This window comes from Pseudoalteromonas sp. SaAl2, from assembly GCF_052947895.1.
The window spans coordinates 1,470,494-1,487,818 of sequence record NZ_CM129605.1 but is presented as its reverse complement, the minus strand read 5'-3'; the positions used below and the strand labels follow the sequence as shown (position 1 = coordinate 1,487,818).

Here is a 17,325-nt window from a genome sequence, read left to right as displayed (position 1 = left end):
TTTTTGAGTGAACCTATGTCTTATACTACTTTTAGCCGAAACCATAATAACCAATTACAAGAACCGATGTTTTTCGGCCAAACAGTTAACGTATCTCGTTATGATCAACAAAAGTATCCTATTTTTGAAAAGTTAATCGAGAAGCAGTTATCTTTCTTTTGGCGCCCTGAAGAAGTAGATGTAAGTAAAGATCGTTTAGACTTTCAAGCACTGCCAGATCACGAAAAACATATATTTTTAAGTAACTTAAAATACCAAACGTTACTTGATAGTGTTCAAGGCCGTTCTCCAAATGTTGCTTTATTACCTATTGTATCAATCCCAGAGCTTGAAACGTGGATTGAAACATGGGCGTTCAGTGAAACAATTCATAGCCGCTCATACACACATATTATTCGTAATGTGACACAATCACCTGAGCTCATTTTTGATGATATTGTGAGTAACGATAAAATTAGCGAACGTGCTGATGCGGTGACTAAATATTATGATGAACTGATCAACAAGGTGGCTATCTACAACCTTTACGGTGAAGGCAAACATGAGTTAAATGGTGAAACAGTACACATTAGCTTATTTGAGCTGAAGAAGTTGTTATACCTTGCCATGATGTCAGTTAATATTTTAGAAGCAATTCGTTTTTACGTTAGTTTTGCTTGTTCATTTGCATTTGCAGAGCGCGAACTTATGGAAGGTAATGCAAAAATCATTAAGCTCATAGCCCGTGATGAAGCATTGCATTTATCTGGCACTCAGCATATTTTAAATATTATGCAAGATGGTAAAGATGATCCTGAAATGGCTATTGTCGCAGCACAATGTAAAGATGAAGCTATAAAAATGTTTGTTGATGCCGCCGAGCAAGAAAAAGAATGGGCTGAATATCTTTTCAAAGATGGTTCAATGATTGGTCTTAACAAAGACATTCTTTGCCAATATGTAGAGTACATCACCAATGCACGCATGAGTGCTGTTGGCCTGCCAACACAATTTGCTAATAACAGTAACCCAATCCCGTGGATAAACTCTTGGTTGGTTTCTGATAATGTTCAAGTAGCGCCACAAGAAGCCGAGATCAGCTCTTATCTGGTTGGTCAAATAGATTCGCAAGTTGATGCGTCTGACTTTGGTGATTTTGATCTGTAATGCCTGATAGTAAAACTGTAAGGGTTGACCTTACAGATAGCAGCCAGAATGTTAGCTTTGATTCTGGCTGCCCTTCTCTTTTAGATTGCCTCGAACAGAATAAACTAACAGTGTCATATCAATGTCGTGAAGGATATTGTGGGGCCTGTAGAGTGAAATTAACCAAAGGCAGCATCATATATAACCAAGAACCCCTCGCGTTTGTCCGTGAAGGTGAAGTATTGCTTTGCTGTTGTAAACCCGACGGCGATATAACGATAGCTGTAGAATAGTACAAATAAGATGATCAGATAATGTCTGAGGTTTATGCACTACACACTTTATTTTTACCTGTACTCTTAGCTAAATACAAATTTTCATCTGCTTTTTTTATTGCCTGGTCGATACTATCTGTACCAATAACTTCACTCACACCCACGCTTACAAATAAGTTAATCTTTTCCTGCTCGACACTAATTGGCTGTGCAAGCAAGTCTTGCTGAATACGTTTGGCCAACACAATAGCCCCATCAACATTCGTTTGTGGTAGTACACACAAAAACTCTTCACCGCCCCAGCGACAGAAAATATCTTTTGCTCTAGCAAATTTACGAAAAGTATCAGCTAGATGTATGAGAGCTAAATCCCCAGCTTGGTGGCCATATTTATCATTGATTTTTTTAAAATCATCAACATCAAAGATCATAATTGATAACGACGCATTTGATTTATCACTTAGCAATTTTTCTTCGTACAAACGTTCCATGGTGTATCGACGGTTAGGCAGTGAGGTAAGAGGATCCGTAGTCGCTAGAATCTCATTAGTTTTTGCTAGTTGTATCAACTTGCGGCTATAACTCTCACGAAAATACTCATAAAAGCCACTTAATAAAGCAACCACAATAAAAGATAATATTATCCGAGAAAGTAATTCTGGTGAGTTATATTGATAACCATTAAAGTTATGTGCTATCACAAAGGCAACCATCACAGCTAAAATAAAAATAGTTATGTCTATAAGACCTTTGCGCAGCCCTCGCATGAAGAAAGTGACAGGAGAGACTATAAAAATCCAAATGGGCCCTGTACCATGGCTTCCTCCCGAATACACCAAAAATAACATTAATATAAACAAGGTGTATAATAAAATACTGGATGAAAGTCGGTCGTTATTGTTAATAAAACATGGAACCATAAATAAGCTTGAAGCAATAACTAAACTTAAAAATAATGGATAATTGGCATCAATAATTGCAAAAAATGACATCACTGTAGTTGCAATAGAGCCGGTAAATGCAAAAGATTTTATAATTAATTTTCTTTCACTTTGATCTGAATACTTTATCATTTGCTACTTTACTACCCCTAAAGTTATACAATAACTACAGTTTACCCATAATTTGAACGTTTATGCACTGTCCTCGTAAATACGTAACTCTGCACTTATTCGCCCTCTTACAAACCGACCTACTTAAACACACCATATATTACAGGCAAATAAATATAAGTGTAGCGATTGAAGCACTCAGTGTTTTAATTCAACAATATAGAAATGACTCATTTTACTATTTAATATTAGCTTGAGTTATTAATGCCATACGAACTCTTGAGTATGATAAAAATAACGATCATCACTAATACTCACACAGTTTTGATCAATAGTAATATCCCAATCAAGGTTTCTTGTTAAATGTGCTTTGAGCTGATCTATAAACTGTTTATCAATTTCAATTAAATGGCTGTTAGGTAATAATCTTAATTGGGGCTTTGCCTGATTTAACCACTCACTTTGGGCCGTTGTTAAAATAATAAATTCATCCACGACTTTTGCAGCCTTAAGCATGCGTTGTAAATCTGGCTTATCAACACTTAACCATTTTGTATAGTGTTCATTTAGCGCTTTTACAGATACATCTGGTCTATATTTATCAGAAAAATTATTTATTTGCGCAGATTTATCATATGACAAAAAACTGTAACCCAATAGTTTTAATATGAAATGCTCAAGTGTTTCATTTTTAGTCAGTGACGTAGTAAATACTTCACGATGATTTCGTTGTTGGCGTAAATCAGCAATGGTAAATCGTGCTTTAAATATACGGCTTTTGTCAGTCATTTTCATGACTCCAGCAGTGAGCGAATCATAAGTATAGTTGAAAATAACTAAACTGGCATATCAAAGTTATGGTATAACATTATTGATAAATCAATATACTTATGTTACATTATATCACAACATCACAATCAAATAATGTAGTAATTATGAACCGATATTCAATTCTTTCTGCTGCGATCATTACAGCGCTTAGCTCTTACTCTGTCCATGCTGCAACTGTAAATGGTCATGTTGTAAATCCTAATAATCAACCAATAGCTAATGCAGTTGTTCACATACATGGCAAAACGCAGTCTATAAAAACAGATAACGAAGGTAACTTTACTATTGATATCGATGCCAACAGTCAATTGCATATCAGTAAAAATAACTACCTTGATGCACGTGTTAACGTAAATGAAACCAATTCAACTGTAAACGTGACTTTAACGCCCACATCTGTAGAAACTGTCGTTGTTTATGCATCTGCTTTACACAAGAATAGTTTAGAGATGATTTCACCAGTGAGTGTATTGTCAGGTGATGAACTAAAAAACAAATCAAAGCCAACACTTGGTGAAACGCTAAAAGGCATTCCTGGTGTTAATGCCAGCTACTTTGGCCCAGTGTCATCAAGCCCTATTATCCGTGGCTTAGACGGTCCACGTGTTAAAATTACTCAAAATGGGCTAGATAGCAGCGATGCATCACGCATTGGTCCAGATCACGCAACCTCCAATGACACTCTTTCTGCCGAGCAAATTGAAGTACTTAGAGGCCCAGCCACTTTACTTTATGGTTCAGGTGCCATTGGCGGTGTGGTAAATGTGGTTGATAACCGAATACCTACTGACAATATTGAACAATTTACTGGTGCTGCAGAATATAGCCACGACACAGTATCAAATGCCAATACTTATGCCGCAAAGCTCGAAACAGGTCATAACAACTTTAACTTCCACTTTGATGGAACCAAGCGTACTGGTGATGATTACCAAACGCCTGAATTTGAGCTGCCAGAAGAAGAACATGATGAACACGATCATGAAGAAGAAGCCCACGAAACAGCAACTTCTGTAGAGAACACCTTTATTGATAGCCAAACAGTTAATTTTGGTACTAGCTATGTTGGTGAGCATTTAACCCTGGGTGTCGCTTATGGCCGTATCGATACCGATTATGGTATTCCTGCGCATGAGCATATTGGTCATGATCATGATGATGAAGCTCATGAAGAAGAGCATGATGAAGATGAATCTGTCTATGCCAGTGTAGAGCAAGACCGTTGGCAAGGCCTAATGAGTTACGCACTGCACAATAATTGGATTGAAACGATTAACTTACGCTTAGGTTACACTGATTATCAACATAGTGAAATTGAAGACGGTGTTATTGGTACAACCTTTAAAAATAAAACAACTGAAGCGCGTTTAAATATCGAACATCAATTTGGTAACTGGCATGGAATGGCAGGATACCACTTTAGCGATTCTGACTACGATGCCGATGGCGAAGAAGCCTTTACGCCAGCTAGTCAAACAACGAGCCATGCTGTTTTTATTTTAGAAGAGCAACAATTTGGTGATGTCACGGTTGAGTTAGGTGCCCGTTTAGAAGATTACAACATTGACAGTAATATTGCAGCACACGACGACCATGACCATGACCATGACCATGAGCATGAAGAGCATGAAGAAGCTGAAGAAGAACACGATGAAATAACCGCCTACAGCAAAAGCTTTACTAACTTAAGTATATCTGCTGGCGCTATTTGGCAATATACACCAGGTCAAAGTATTGCTCTAAGTGCATCACATTCAGAGCGTGCACCACTGTCTGCAGAGCTGTTATCAAACGGGCTACATATTGCAACAGGTACGTATGAACTTGGCTTAGGTTATGTCATTGAAGATGGTGAAGCGCATTTTAAGCCACAAGACATTAAACAAGAAACGTCGACCAATCTTGATTTAAGTTTTAGACGTTTCAGCGGAGACTTCGGTTACACTGTTAATTTATTCTATAACGATATTGAAAACTTTTACTTTCAACAAAATACAGGGCTCGTTTATGATGAAGAGCATGGTTTTGAACTAAACAATGATGATCACGAAGAAAGCATAGCGGTATATCAATTTGTAAGTAAAGATGCAGAGCTTTACGGTATCGAATTTGATGCTCACTACCAGGTGAACGCAAACGCAATGGTTAAAGTGTTTGGTGATTCAACAACAGCAAAACTTAAAAATGATGAAAACTTGCCAAGAATACCGGCTAATAAATTAGGCTCAGAGTTACAATATACGCTTAGTGATTGGCAATTTACACTCACTGGCACTCATTATTTTGAGCAAAATGATATTACTGATTATGAAACAACAACACAGAGCTATACCTTATTTGATGCTCAGGCAAATTATCAATTAAGTGTAGGGCCTGTTGATTCAGAGTTTTATATTAACGTTGACAACATAACTGATGAACTTGGTTTTGTGCACAGCTCATTTATTAAAGAAAAAGCTCCTTTACCTGGCCGTAACTTTAAAATTGGTGTTCGCGGATATTTCTGATTATAAGTAACTCATCTATAACTATGTAGTTGAGTTACTGTTCTTTGAATATAAAAAAACCACGCTAAAATGAATAAGCGTGGTTTTTTATATCATCGAACTTTATTTAGCTCAGTGACAGCTATTAAAGAATAGCGTGTAACTCAACATCAAATACAAGTGTTGAGAAAGGTGCGATTGCAGCACCGGCACCGCGTTCGCCATAAGCAAGCTCATGAGGAACATAGATGCGCCATTTAGTACCAACAGGCATCATTTGTAATGCTTCTGTCCAACCTTTAATAACGCCACCAACTGGGAATTCAGCAGGCTGACCACGTTCGTAAGAACTATCAAATACTGTACCGTTGATAAGAGTACCGTGGTAATCAACGCGTACTGTAGACTCAGCTGTTGGCTTTTCGCCTTCACCTGTTGCAAGTACTTCGTATTGAAGACCTGACTCAGTTACTGTGATTTCTGGACGTTTAGCATTTTCTTCTAAAAATGCGATACCTTCAGCAGAAAGTACTTTTGCTTCTTCTTCACGACGAGCTTGAATTTCAGTGTTGATTTTTTCAAATGCAGCTTGGATTTCAGGAATTTCAACTTGGAATTCGCCGCCGGCATAAGCATCTTTCATGCCTTCAAATACTGAATTTAAGTTTAGACCTTCAAAAGGATTCGCTTTAAGTTGCTCACCCATCTGTAAGCCAATACCGTAACTTGCTTTTTCAGCATCTGTAGTAAAATTATCTGACATAATGTGTTTCACGTTTGTTTGTACCAGCCGAGCCTGCACTGATACCAGTTAAAAGACGCGCCTATGCTATCATAAAAAAAAGCCCTTTTGGGCTTAGTTTTTATGGAGTTTTTGCTTAACGTTACCCATTATTAGGGTAAATATCGGTAAGCTGATTAAAATACCTGCAAGCAACTCCCGACTAAGTAATGCATGAGTCCCTACCAATATAATTGGCACTAAAATTAACCCCACAACGCCAATCACACAGGCCCCTATCACCGGCCAATACTTGTCGTATTTGGTTATCAAATGTGCAGTTAACACATTAAAGCCTAAGCAATATAATAATGAACTAACAAATACGGCATCAGGTTGGGCATCAATAGCCATTTTTACGAGTAAATTTATGGCACTGTGATAACAATATGCAAATACAATCCACAACAAGCTGTGCTTTAGTAAGCGTTGTAATGTATTTAATTGACGAGGCTCAGACATATAAACTCCAGATAGCAAAAAGCCGCCCATAAGGCGGCTTTTTAAATATGGTGGAGAGATAGGGATTTGAACCCTAGATGGGCTACAAACCCATGCCGGTTTTCAAGACCGGTGCATTCGACCACTCTGCCATCTCTCCGTACGGCGCGCATAATAGGTGTTACTGAGTTGATTGTAAAGCCCTATTGATGAAAAAGAGCAAATTAGTAGTATTGCTTAGGACGTTTAGCAATCCACGAACAAACCAAACATACTAATAAACTCAATGTGGTAAAACTTAAACATTGAAATATCAGGTCAAACTTATTCAGATCATCACTTGGCATGATCACTAATATAAATGCAGGTAGAATACTCAACATTAATACATAAAAACACACTTTAAATGCACGACCAAAATCAAAACGACGTGTGCGCTGCATCCACCATGTAAGTACAACTAAAATTGAGATTGAGGAAATGGCTACTAAATGAGGGGCTTGCGTACTAAAAGCCGTGTAGAGAGTGACCACAGCACCAACTAACCCCCATAGCGACCAGGTTAGCCATTTTTCTTTTTCGCGTAAAAATAAATTTCCCATTGTTCTCGTCTTCTTTATTGTTATTGTTAAGACATTCCATACAGTAACAAAAAACAACAGATTAAAAAACAGACTGAAGAAGAATAAAAGAAATTGCCTCCTAGCACTTCTCACAGTATGCAACTGATACCAACTTATCAGTTGCTGGCTTAATAGAGTATGACTGTGAAATATATACAAAGTTCATTTGTCTATTATAAATTTGTGAAAAAGTGTTCAGGTTTATGTTTTACCGCTTTTTTACAATCAACCTCAGGAGTACCTAAATATAAATAACCCACTATCTCGTCTAACTTATTTAGCTTCAATTGTGCTTTAACCTGCTCACTTTGAGCAAAGTAACCTGTACGCCAAACACCGCCTAAGCCCTGCGCAAATGCAGCTTGCTGCATTGCTAAAACGGCACATCCAGCACTTTGTACTTGCTCTATTCGGGGGACTTTCGGGTGTTGTTGGTATTTAGCAATAGCAATAATGATCATCGGTGCGCGTAGAGGTGGTTCCTTCGCCCGTGAAATCACTTTTTCATCTTGTTGCTCTGTAACAGCGCTTTTATAATATATTTCACCTAAGCGATCACGTCCTTCACCTTCTACAATGATGAATTGCCACGGAGCGATACAACCATGATCGGGCACACGTAGTGCAGCTTGTTTAATAATGGCTAATTGTTCATCATTCGGAGCGGGCTGTATTAAACGAGGGTCGGATTGTCGGGTTAATAAAAGCTCAATAGCATCCATAGTCATTCTCAAAGGTAAAAAATGTAGCATACCATTGATGATTTATTGAAGTATAGACGTTAGTAACATCATAAATAAGTTATCAACACAATACGTTTAAATTTTAGAGCCAGAATGCAAAAAAGCCTCAAATGAGGCTCTTTAAATAATTATTAACGACGCCGAGGTATGGGTCTCAATAAAATAATATTCTTGTAGTGCGAGTAACCTATTAATTACTCAAGCATTGCCTTTAATCTTGTAACGTAAGCGAATAAAATAGCTAATGTAGTTGCTACCAGTGTTGCGGTTGCAAAAGCATACACTAAGCCAAGTGCGATACCCCACATACTTATTGCTTTAGCCGTTGCAACCACCAGCAATGTAAAGCCTATGAACCTTAACAGTATACAACTGCGTTTTTTTAATTGCTGCCTTTGGCTAACTATATCATTATAATGGCGTTGTAATGATAAACTCAGTAGTATAAAGCCCAATAGTTGCAGTGTTATTTGTAGTAATATCAACATAGTTAAATACCTTTTGCTGTTTGCTTTATATGTGTGTTTGAAGCGCCAATAGCATTTCGCTTTTGCAACACAACCGCCGCAAAAGCAACCCCCCAGCGAATGCCAACATAGTTAAATCAAACCCAAACATTAGCCAGTCACTGTTTTGAAAGCTCACTATTAAGTTGTGCTCTGTTGTCAGCATATTAACGAGCGGCACTAGGGCGAAAATGGAGGCTGCCAACCACAACATTCTTTGCCAAGCCTGCTTCGCTGTTTGCAGCACACAAAAGCAAGCACACAGGGCAAATACAATAAATAAACTATGCATCTCCCATGCAGCTCGATTTGCCATTTCTACAGGTAATAAGCGGTTAGCCCAAAAGTACCCTGCGATAGCGATGGGTAGGCCAACAACCACTGCGGCGTTAAGCTTATCTAGAATATTGATAAATCTAGATTGTTGCTTTTTCGCTTTTGCACCCAAATAATCATGCCCGTCGCAATCATACCGGCACCTAGTAAACCTGATAAAAAATACAACCATCTTAAATAGACATCAGCAAATAGTCCTTCATGTAAATGTTCTAGTACATCATACACTTTTGCTGCGCTGTACTTTTTACCTATGGCTTGTTCTATTTGAACTTGGTTATCTACCACCCGGTAGGTAATTAATGTTGCAAACTCAATACCTTGTTCTGCATCAAACCATACTTCAAATCCAGGTTGCGCGGTGTTACGGTCTATTAAACCTAAATAACTAACCGCTTGGTTTTCAAAACGTGATTTTGCATCAACTAATGCAGCTTCAAGGGATAGTTCATGTGCTGATATATCTATGATTTTCTTTGTCGTGTTTTCGGCTTGTGTTTCATCATATAACTGGCGGTGCATTTTTTTGCCTTCACCATAGGTTGCATCAACCACAGGCGCAAATGACACGCCCATTAATAAAATAAGTCCGCTGTAGGTAATCATCAAGTGAAAAGGCAGTGGCAACACACTAAAAATGTTATGAATATCAAGCCAGCTCCGTAGCCCCTTGTTGGCACGAAAGGTAAAAAATTCGATGAATATTTTTTTATGAATAATCACCCCAGTGACTAAACCAATCAGCATCAGCATCGTTGCCAAACTAGTAACCAAATACCCGACAACAATCGGCACATAATGTAAGTTATAGTGCAGTCGGTATAGTGTTTCACCGCCGCTGGTTGCTCTGGTGGTTATAAGCTCACCGGTATTAGGTGCAAGGTTTTTTTCATGCCATTGCCTACGTGTCCCGGTCTCTTTATTTGCTGGTTGTAACCATGAAATATCAATATATGGATCACGCGTTGAAGGATAACTAATGTACCACTGAGCAGCGCCTTGTGCATTGGCGGTGAGTTGTTGCTGCGCCTTATTGAGTATAGTTAAATCATCAATAGGTTCATTGACAATGGCTATTTCTGGCTTCATCCATCGGTCTATTTCATTTTCGAAATAACCCACGGTGCCAGTTACAAAAATAAAAAATAATAACCAAGCAAATACAAAGCCTGACCACGTATGTAGCCAGTTCATGGTTTGTCTAAATCGCGGTTTCATACTACTGCGGCCCCTGCAAATAGTAATTAAATGTATTAAGTACTAGGCATAAACCGAATACGACGAGAAAAGCACGTAAAGTGGTTTTAGTGGCAAACACAAATAACACAGTGATAAGGTACAAAATAAAGCTAAACATTAATCCTGTAATGATACTGTTTGTTTTATCGCTAAGCAGATGATTGCCAATAATGATAGCGCCATACATTGATACAAAATAACCGCCGACTAACGCAATAAGCACGCGAGCAGTTACATTAAATGCGTTAAGATGTTTTTTTGTAAGATTCATTTATATAAGTTAGGTGCTTTATTAAAGCACCTAACTAATTCCGCAGTTAAAATTTATACGACACACTCAGGCGAACATCACGCCCAGGCTCTTTAATTCCAACTACACCTTCGTAACCTGGGATGTGACCATAATCAGCAACACTACCGTGACTACGGTATGATTCATCAAGTAAGTTTTGTACTGATAAATCAAATCTTAGGTTTGTAAGTGGCTCGTAGGTTACATAGGCATCAAATAAATCGTATCCTGGTTTATTGATTGTCTCTAGCTTGCTCATCCAACCCAATTCGATCGAACGGTGGAATACTTCAATGTCATTGAGGCTCGCAACATGGTTATAGTTTAAACCAAACTTAATTTGCTCATTCACATGGTAATTAAAGTTAACATTGATTGAATCGCCAATCGCGTTACCTAACCCGCCGTACTCGTAAGCGGCCATCTCAATACCATCAATATTAACCGTGCTGTAACCAGAGGCATCATTGGCATCAGGCCATACAAAGGAAGCGTTATTTAATTCAACATCGTTATGGCTGTAACTTACAATGACATCGAAATTATCACCTTGATAACCTGAAACAAGTTCAAGGCCTTTGGTTTCTAAATCACCTATGTTTTCGTAAAATACGCCTTCACGGCCTTTAAATTTATCAAACACCAGATCATTAATTACACTTAAGTACAGTGATGCTTCAAACAACCATGTACCGTCGTTATAGACTAAGCCAAGTTCAGTGTTATCAACCTCTTCAGGTGATAAGTCTTGATTTGGTTTTAGCTCGCCCACAGTAAAGGCATCAGCTACTTGTCTACCTCTAAGCGCTTGCGCATACCCAGCAGATAGCTTTAATGATTCTGTAAAGCTGTACTCAAAACCGATGTTGCCACTGACTCCATCTTGCTTATCTGTTGAGAATTCATCTGAGGTTGTTACAGGCGCACCACTGGCATCGGTTTCAACAATCCAGTTACCATCAACTTGCACCCAGCTAACTTCAACACCACTGTGATCAAGTTCATACGCGTCATAACGCGCACCAAAGCTAAGTAATAGAGCATCGCTTAATTGCCAATGGTCTTGAATATATACACCAGTCACTGTGCCTTCTTCATCAAAAATCCCACCAAAGTCTTCATAAGACTGTGCATGCACTTTATCAACTTTCTGTTCTATACCGTAAGTTAAAGTATGCATACCTAAATCACTGGTATTGCGGATATCAAAACCCGTTGTTTTTATTGATGCATCCCAAGTATAAAGCTCACGTTTAAATGACGACTCAGTTTGGTAAATCGTTGTTTCCAAGTTTACTAAACTATTTAAGTACCACGCATGATTTAAAACGATGGTTTCGCGCTCTCCCCACGACATAAATAGCGGATCTGTTTCAAGGGGTGCCCAGTTGGTTTGTTTGCCAAACTCACCTTCTTCTTTGCGATTTTCGTAGCTTATTGAGAGGTTTTGATTTTCTGTCAGTTCGGCGTTTACTTTTATAAATGCAAGGGTTTGATCGGCAGCAGTACCCGGTAACTCTTCCCCATCACCGTCATCCATGTTGTCACGGCTAACGTTTACATAAGAGGCTAAAACCCCCACTTTATCAGTTAACTTACCGTATAAAGCAAGGCTTTCTTTATGGCCGTCATTACTGAAATAACTGGCCTTGGCAATACCACCAAACTGCTCATTTGCTGCAAGTAAATTATCGGCGCTTTTGGTTTTAAAACGTATCGCACCGCCAACAGCGCCCGTACCGGATGTTGCTTCACCCGCACCGGCTTGTACTTCTACGCTTTGTAATAGTTCAGGCTCAATCGCCACACGACCAATATGATGAAATAGCGTACTGGTTTGCGGCGCACCATCTACGGTTACATTCACCATAGAATCTTCCATACCGCGTACAAATATTTTTTGTGCAATGCCTAGCGAGCCACCAACGGTGACTGATGGTGTATGACGAAATATATCTGCTAGGTCATTTGCTTGGTAGTTTTCAAGCTCTGTAGGGGTAATTTCTGAGTTTGTGGTGGCGCCAACAACGGTGATTTTTTCTATTTTCTTTTCTTTTTTTGAATCTGGCTCTGTAACTGCGTTGGCATTAAAGCACAAAGCAAGCACTGCGCTGGCAACACTGGTTTTTACAAACGTTTGACTTTTTAATACAGATGGCATGAACTGAGTCTCAATTAAATGTTAAATAATTAATTAAGAATTATTACCATTTACAATCAGTAATGATACGACTTTTACAATTGTTACATTTAAGAAATAGGAATCATTATCACAACAGATAGACCTTCTAGTGTCTCATTTTTTGCCGTGACTGTTCCCCTAATACTATTCAGGTGGCGTTTTGCAAGGGCAAGGCCTAAGCCAAAGCTGTCATTTTCAGCCATTCTAGAATTATCAACACGAAAAAATGGATTAAAGATCCGATCCAAATATTGTTCAGGGATACCAGGGCCTTGATCAATAATCTCAATACAGTAGTAATCATTAGCCTGCGTTAATTTAACCCAAACATATTTACCTTTTTGGTGTATAACGCAACGCATTTCGAATTATATTTTCAATGGCTGGACACAGAGCTCTATGACTAGTATTTTGAATCAGAGCATTGCTTGGTGTATCTAATAAAATATTACGGTCTGGAAATTCAAATTTTGCATCCTCAGTCAGCACATCGAGCAAATCAACCAAATCTACGTCTTCTTGTTGAATAATAGGTTCTTCATTTTCTAGCCAAGCTAACGTTAACGTATCTTCTACCAACTTACGAATATGTTGTGATTCTCTCGCAATACGATCTAAATGATACTGGCTTTCTCTCTCTTCATAGCTCTCAACTGCAATATCTAGTCGTGTTAATGGTGTACGTAATTCATGGGATAGATCTGAAATCAGTTGCCGTTGATTTGAAATAAGCTGACCTATACGACTTGCCATCTGATCAAATGTGGTGGCTAAATGAGATAACTCGTCATTTCGACTACCTAGATGCTTTCTAACTCTTACATCAAAATCACCCTTACTGAATGCTGTAGTGGCTTTATCTAACTGTTTTAATGGAGTAATTATATGTCTATACAATAAGATAGAGAGTAGAATTAATACTGCCATAGGCGCAATTATTTGCATCAAAAGTCGCGTTGTTCGCCAATATGTTCCAGGTCTCATTCGCTCTGGTAACTGGATCAAAAAACTGCCAGTACTACTTTTAAATGGTAGCTCCATTATTGGATTGTATTCAAAATATAGATGAATTTTCCAATCAACACTGCGTCCAAAATGATAAGCTCCAACGATGTGTTTTTCCGGTTTTTCACCCGCTAGATGTTCTATTTTGAAACGAACAACAGAAACTCGGGTATTTTCTGTCGTTCTTATTGATTCCAGTAAAGCTTCTAACTGATCATGTTGATTAGATAGATAAAGTTGCTCAACCTGATTTCCCCATGCCTTCAACTGATTCCGGTCTTTATCTGCAATAAAGCTCATACCTTCTTCTGTTTTAGATGTTAAAGCACTTAATGCATAAAAAAAGCAACCAAGCCTATAGCAATAATCAAGCACAACTTCCAAAGTAATTTACGCTTCATTTAAAGCAGTATCCTTTACCATGTACTGTTTGTAAGCGCTCTCCTAGCCAGTTTGCTTCTGTTAGTTTTCTGCGTACTCGGCTCAAGTGCATGTCGATACTGCGATCATAAGCGCCTAATTTTTTATTGAGTACCGCCTGATATAAGTCTGCTTTGCTGACTATTTGATTTTGGTGCGACACAAGCTCCCAAAGCAATTTAAACTGTATAGGTGTGAACTCAAGCTCTTCACCATTTACATTAATAACTTGCTTGGCAGCATTCAGCATTAGGCCATCAATGCTTATTTCTACTTGGCTATTAGGAGGCTGAACGCTGATTTGACTACGCCTGAGTAGGCTTTCAATTCTAAGTAGCGGTTCTTGGGTGTTAAATGGTTTAGCAACGTAGTCATCTGCACCATGGCTTAAGCCTAAAATCCGTTCTTCCTCAGCGCCTTTGGCTGAAACCATAATAACAGGCTGTTGGCTGGTTTCGCGCAGTGTTTTTAAAAGTGATACACCGTCTAACTTAGGGAGCATTTTATCAAGTAAAATAAGATGATGCTGTTGACGTTGAGCTATTTCTAACCCAGTTGAACCATCAAAACACTGCTCAACACAGTAACCTGATTTAACCAATAGATCGGTGAGATAATTATTTAAGATATTATCGTCTTCAATTAATAAAACTTTTATTTTCGCCACTGGAGCACCTAAAATTAACACAAACGATAATTACTATTATTTTTATATTAATCATTGCGCTTAGCGATGTAAATAAGGCATAGGGCTTTAAAATAAAAAGCGCGGCTTTTCGCCGCGCTCAGATGTGAGTTTTTAGACTGGGATTATTTTATAATTCACTCATCCCATTGCGGCGAAAACTCTGGGCTAGCTTGCCTATCGCCACAATCGAGCGCATTAATACGATCGATATCGTCGTTATCCAATTTAACTGAATCATCAAAATTATCTTTTAGGTTTTCACGCTTAGTAGATGATGGAATTGTGGTCATGCCATTGGCATTTATCCACGCAAGTACAACTTGGGCAGGCGATGCATTATGCTTTTTCGCAATATCGAGTACCGTGTCATCTTTAAGTACCTTACCCACTACAAACGGCATATACGCTGTTACATGAATATCATGCTGCTGACAAAAAGCACGCAGCTTAGTATTAGTAAGGTAAGGATGAACTTCGATTTGGTTAGTGAAAATTTCACGACTATCAAGTGTTTGCATTGCTTCTTTCAAATTAGCAATGGTGAAATTTGATACGCCTATATGTTTTGTTAACCCCAGCTCTTTGGCTTTCTTCAGCTCGGTTAAGTATTCACTCATAGGCTCACTATTACTCGGTGAAGGCCAGTGGATCAATAATAGGTCAACTTGTTCAACCTGCAGCTTTGCTAAGCTTTCTTTGACACTGTCGATAAAGCTCGCTTTATTTAGCTTATCGTTCCATACCTTGGTCGTAATAAATAACTCTTCACGGGCAATATTACTGTCTTGTATAGCTTGTCCTACCTGCGCTTCATTGCCATATATTTGCGCTGTATCTATATGCCTGAACCCTACTTCTAGCGCCATACTTACCGAGTTATAGGCCGTTTTACCTTCTAAGCGGAACGTACCTACACCTAAATCAGGCATTTCAATTACGTGCTGAGTCATAACATCTCCTTATAACATTAATTTAAATAAGTGACTGTGGTCGTAAACATGTATTTCATGTCATGGTGACAAACAATCACTGAATGTGCCCTTAAGTAGCCGTTTTTGATTTATCAATATGGCCGGCCACAAATGTCGCAGCTAAAGCAGTCAAACAAATAAGCGCACCTATCCATGCTGTATCTTGTAACGATAAATGCTCAACTACAAATCCACCACTTATTGAGCCCAATGCGATGCCTACGTTAAATGCCGCAATGTTTAACCCTGACGCAACATCAACGGCTTTTGGTGCATCTTGCTCAGCAACTTTCACTACATACAGCTGTAAACCGGGTACATTACCAAAGGCAAATGCGCCCCAAATAAGCACTGTTGCAACAATCAGCCAAGGTGAATTCATAGTAAATGTCAGTGCAAATAGAATCACAGTCAGACCTATAAATACCACTTTTAATGCTGAAATAGGCCCATGTTTATCCGCCAGTTTACCACCATATATATTACCAATAGCCACGGAAACACCGTAACCCAACATAATTAAACCAACGAAGGATGAACTAAATCCGGCTTGTTGCTCTAAAATGGGTGCCAGGTAAGTAAATGCTGTGAATGTGCCGCCGTAACCTAAAATAGTGATTAAATACACCAGTAATAAACGGGGTTTAAGTAATACTTGCAGCTGATCCTTAACCCGTGCAGGCGCAGATTTAGCTAAATTATTTGGCACTAATATGATGCTGCCCACCAACGCCACAAAACCCAGTAATGAAACAGCTAAAAATGTACTACGCCAGCCAAATTCTTGACCAATCCAGGTACCAAGCGGCACTCCAGTAACCAAGGCTACTGTTAGCCCGGTAAACATAATTGCAATCGCACTGGCTGCCTTATCTTTACTTACTAAACTTGTGGCTATCATAGAGCCAATAGAGAAAAACACACCATGGGCCAGTCCCGTTAATATCCTTGCTACAATAAGTGTTTCGTAACTAGGTGCAAGCCAAGCGAGTACATTACCAGCTATAAACAACGACATTAACGCAACTAGTAAAGTTTTACGTTGCCAATGCCCTGTAAGCGCAGTTAATACAGGTGCCCCTATGGCAACACCTAAGGCATACAAGCTCACCAACAGTCCGGCAGAAGGCAGGCTCACGGCTAAATCGTTAGCGATTGTTGGCACTAAGCCGACAATTACAAACTCGGTTGGTTTCTATTGCAAATGCGCTTAAAGTAAGCGCCCATAATGCCAATGGCATAATAAAATCCTCAGTAATTAAATGAAGATCAGAGTGTGGGCGAATATTTGTTTGCAAAAAACAGCCTTAATGGCAAAATACTTTTGTC

General features: G+C 38.8%; 17 protein-coding genes, 1 tRNA gene and 1 pseudogene. 3 read left to right on the top strand and 16 right to left on the bottom strand.

Going from position 1 to position 17,325, the window contains the following annotated elements; translation table 11 throughout:
• The first annotated feature begins 15 nt into the window (after nt 1–15).
• On the top strand, nt 16–1,146 hold the full coding sequence (gene nrdB / locus ACU8V8_RS07305; RefSeq protein WP_290208487.1) for a class Ia ribonucleoside-diphosphate reductase subunit beta: 1,131 nt from the start codon (nt 16–18) through the stop codon (nt 1,144–1,146).
• Nucleotides 1,146–1,418, top strand: a complete 273-nt coding sequence (gene yfaE, locus ACU8V8_RS07300) for a class I ribonucleotide reductase maintenance protein YfaE (protein ID WP_446889311.1) — start codon at nt 1,146–1,148, stop codon at nt 1,416–1,418. Before nrdB ends, yfaE begins: the two co-directional genes overlap by 1 nt.
• Before the next feature lie 32 nt (nt 1,419–1,450).
• Here the strand turns inward: yfaE and ACU8V8_RS07295 are convergent, their stop codons facing one another.
• Together ACU8V8_RS07295 and ACU8V8_RS07290 are read right to left on the bottom strand one after the other, a co-directional pair.
• Complete coding sequence (locus ACU8V8_RS07295; RefSeq protein WP_446889310.1) at nt 1,451–2,473, bottom strand: GGDEF domain-containing protein; 1,023 nt, start codon at nt 2,471–2,473, stop codon at nt 1,451–1,453.
• A gap of 240 nt (nt 2,474–2,713) precedes the next feature.
• A complete protein-coding gene (locus tag ACU8V8_RS07290; protein WP_446889309.1) occupies nt 2,714–3,241 on the bottom strand; it encodes a YaeQ family protein in 528 nt (175 codons plus the stop codon).
• Nucleotides 3,242–3,387: 146 nt separating this feature from the next.
• Between ACU8V8_RS07290 and ACU8V8_RS07285 the strand changes: the two genes are divergently transcribed.
• Entirely contained in the window at nt 3,388–5,790 is a 2,403-nt protein-coding gene (locus ACU8V8_RS07285; protein WP_446889308.1) for a TonB-dependent receptor, read from the top strand.
• A 124-nt stretch (nt 5,791–5,914) separates the two neighbouring features.
• Here ACU8V8_RS07285 and ACU8V8_RS07280 read toward each other — a convergent pair whose 3' ends face one another.
• The 14 genes and pseudogenes from ACU8V8_RS07280 to ACU8V8_RS07215 form a co-directional block, all read right to left on the bottom strand.
• Nucleotides 5,915–6,532, bottom strand: coding sequence for an FKBP-type peptidyl-prolyl cis-trans isomerase (locus ACU8V8_RS07280; protein ID WP_256826058.1), 618 nt, complete (start codon nt 6,530–6,532; stop codon nt 5,915–5,917).
• Nucleotides 6,533–6,625: 93 nt separating this feature from the next.
• On the bottom strand, nt 6,626–7,012 hold the full coding sequence (locus ACU8V8_RS07275; RefSeq protein WP_446889307.1) for a hypothetical protein: 387 nt from the start codon (nt 7,010–7,012) through the stop codon (nt 6,626–6,628).
• Between the two features lie 48 nt (nt 7,013–7,060).
• A tRNA-Ser gene (locus ACU8V8_RS07270) sits at nt 7,061–7,151 on the bottom strand.
• 64 nt (nt 7,152–7,215) lie between these two features.
• Nucleotides 7,216–7,593: a hypothetical protein gene (locus ACU8V8_RS07265; RefSeq protein WP_446889306.1), complete on the bottom strand. Its 378-nt coding sequence runs from the start codon at nt 7,591–7,593 to the stop codon at nt 7,216–7,218.
• Between the two features lie 194 nt (nt 7,594–7,787).
• A complete protein-coding gene (locus ACU8V8_RS07260; protein ID WP_446889305.1) occupies nt 7,788–8,336 on the bottom strand; it encodes an NAD(P)H nitroreductase in 549 nt (182 codons plus the stop codon).
• Nucleotides 8,337–8,551: 215 nt separating this feature from the next.
• Nucleotides 8,552–8,845, bottom strand: a complete 294-nt coding sequence (locus ACU8V8_RS07255) for a DUF3325 family protein (protein ID WP_446889304.1) — start codon at nt 8,843–8,845, stop codon at nt 8,552–8,554.
• A gap of 417 nt (nt 8,846–9,262) precedes the next feature.
• The gene (locus ACU8V8_RS07250) at nt 9,263–10,417 is read right to left on the bottom strand and encodes a PepSY-associated TM helix domain-containing protein (protein WP_446889303.1); all 1,155 of its coding nucleotides are present in this window, start codon (nt 10,415–10,417) and stop codon (nt 9,263–9,265) included.
• A 1-nt stretch (nt 10,418) separates the two neighbouring features.
• Nucleotides 10,419–10,709: a hypothetical protein gene (locus ACU8V8_RS07245; protein WP_446889302.1), complete on the bottom strand. Its 291-nt coding sequence runs from the start codon at nt 10,707–10,709 to the stop codon at nt 10,419–10,421.
• A 46-nt stretch (nt 10,710–10,755) separates the two neighbouring features.
• Nucleotides 10,756–12,891: a TonB-dependent receptor gene (locus ACU8V8_RS07240; RefSeq protein WP_446889301.1), complete on the bottom strand. Its 2,136-nt coding sequence runs from the start codon at nt 12,889–12,891 to the stop codon at nt 10,756–10,758.
• Nucleotides 12,892–12,980: 89 nt separating this feature from the next.
• A complete protein-coding gene (locus ACU8V8_RS07235) occupies nt 12,981–13,274 on the bottom strand; it encodes an ATP-binding protein (RefSeq protein ID WP_446889300.1) in 294 nt (97 codons plus the stop codon).
• Nucleotides 13,246–14,292 carry a histidine kinase sensor domain-containing protein gene (locus tag ACU8V8_RS07230; RefSeq protein WP_446889604.1) on the bottom strand — a complete coding sequence of 349 codons (1,047 nt, stop codon included), beginning with the start codon at nt 14,290–14,292 and terminating at the stop codon, nt 13,246–13,248. The genes ACU8V8_RS07235 and ACU8V8_RS07230 overlap by 29 nt, the downstream gene beginning before the upstream one ends.
• Before the next feature lie 22 nt (nt 14,293–14,314).
• Nucleotides 14,315–15,004 (bottom strand): response regulator transcription factor, encoded by a 690-nt coding sequence (locus ACU8V8_RS07225; protein WP_446889299.1) that lies wholly within the window; start codon nt 15,002–15,004, stop codon nt 14,315–14,317.
• A 155-nt stretch (nt 15,005–15,159) separates the two neighbouring features.
• The gene (dkgB, locus tag ACU8V8_RS07220) at nt 15,160–15,975 is read right to left on the bottom strand and encodes a 2,5-didehydrogluconate reductase DkgB (protein ID WP_446889298.1); all 816 of its coding nucleotides are present in this window, start codon (nt 15,973–15,975) and stop codon (nt 15,160–15,162) included.
• Between the two features lie 91 nt (nt 15,976–16,066).
• Nucleotides 16,067–17,237 (bottom strand): annotated as a pseudogene (locus ACU8V8_RS07215) (MFS transporter).
• Between the last annotated feature and the right edge of the window lie 88 nt (nt 17,238–17,325).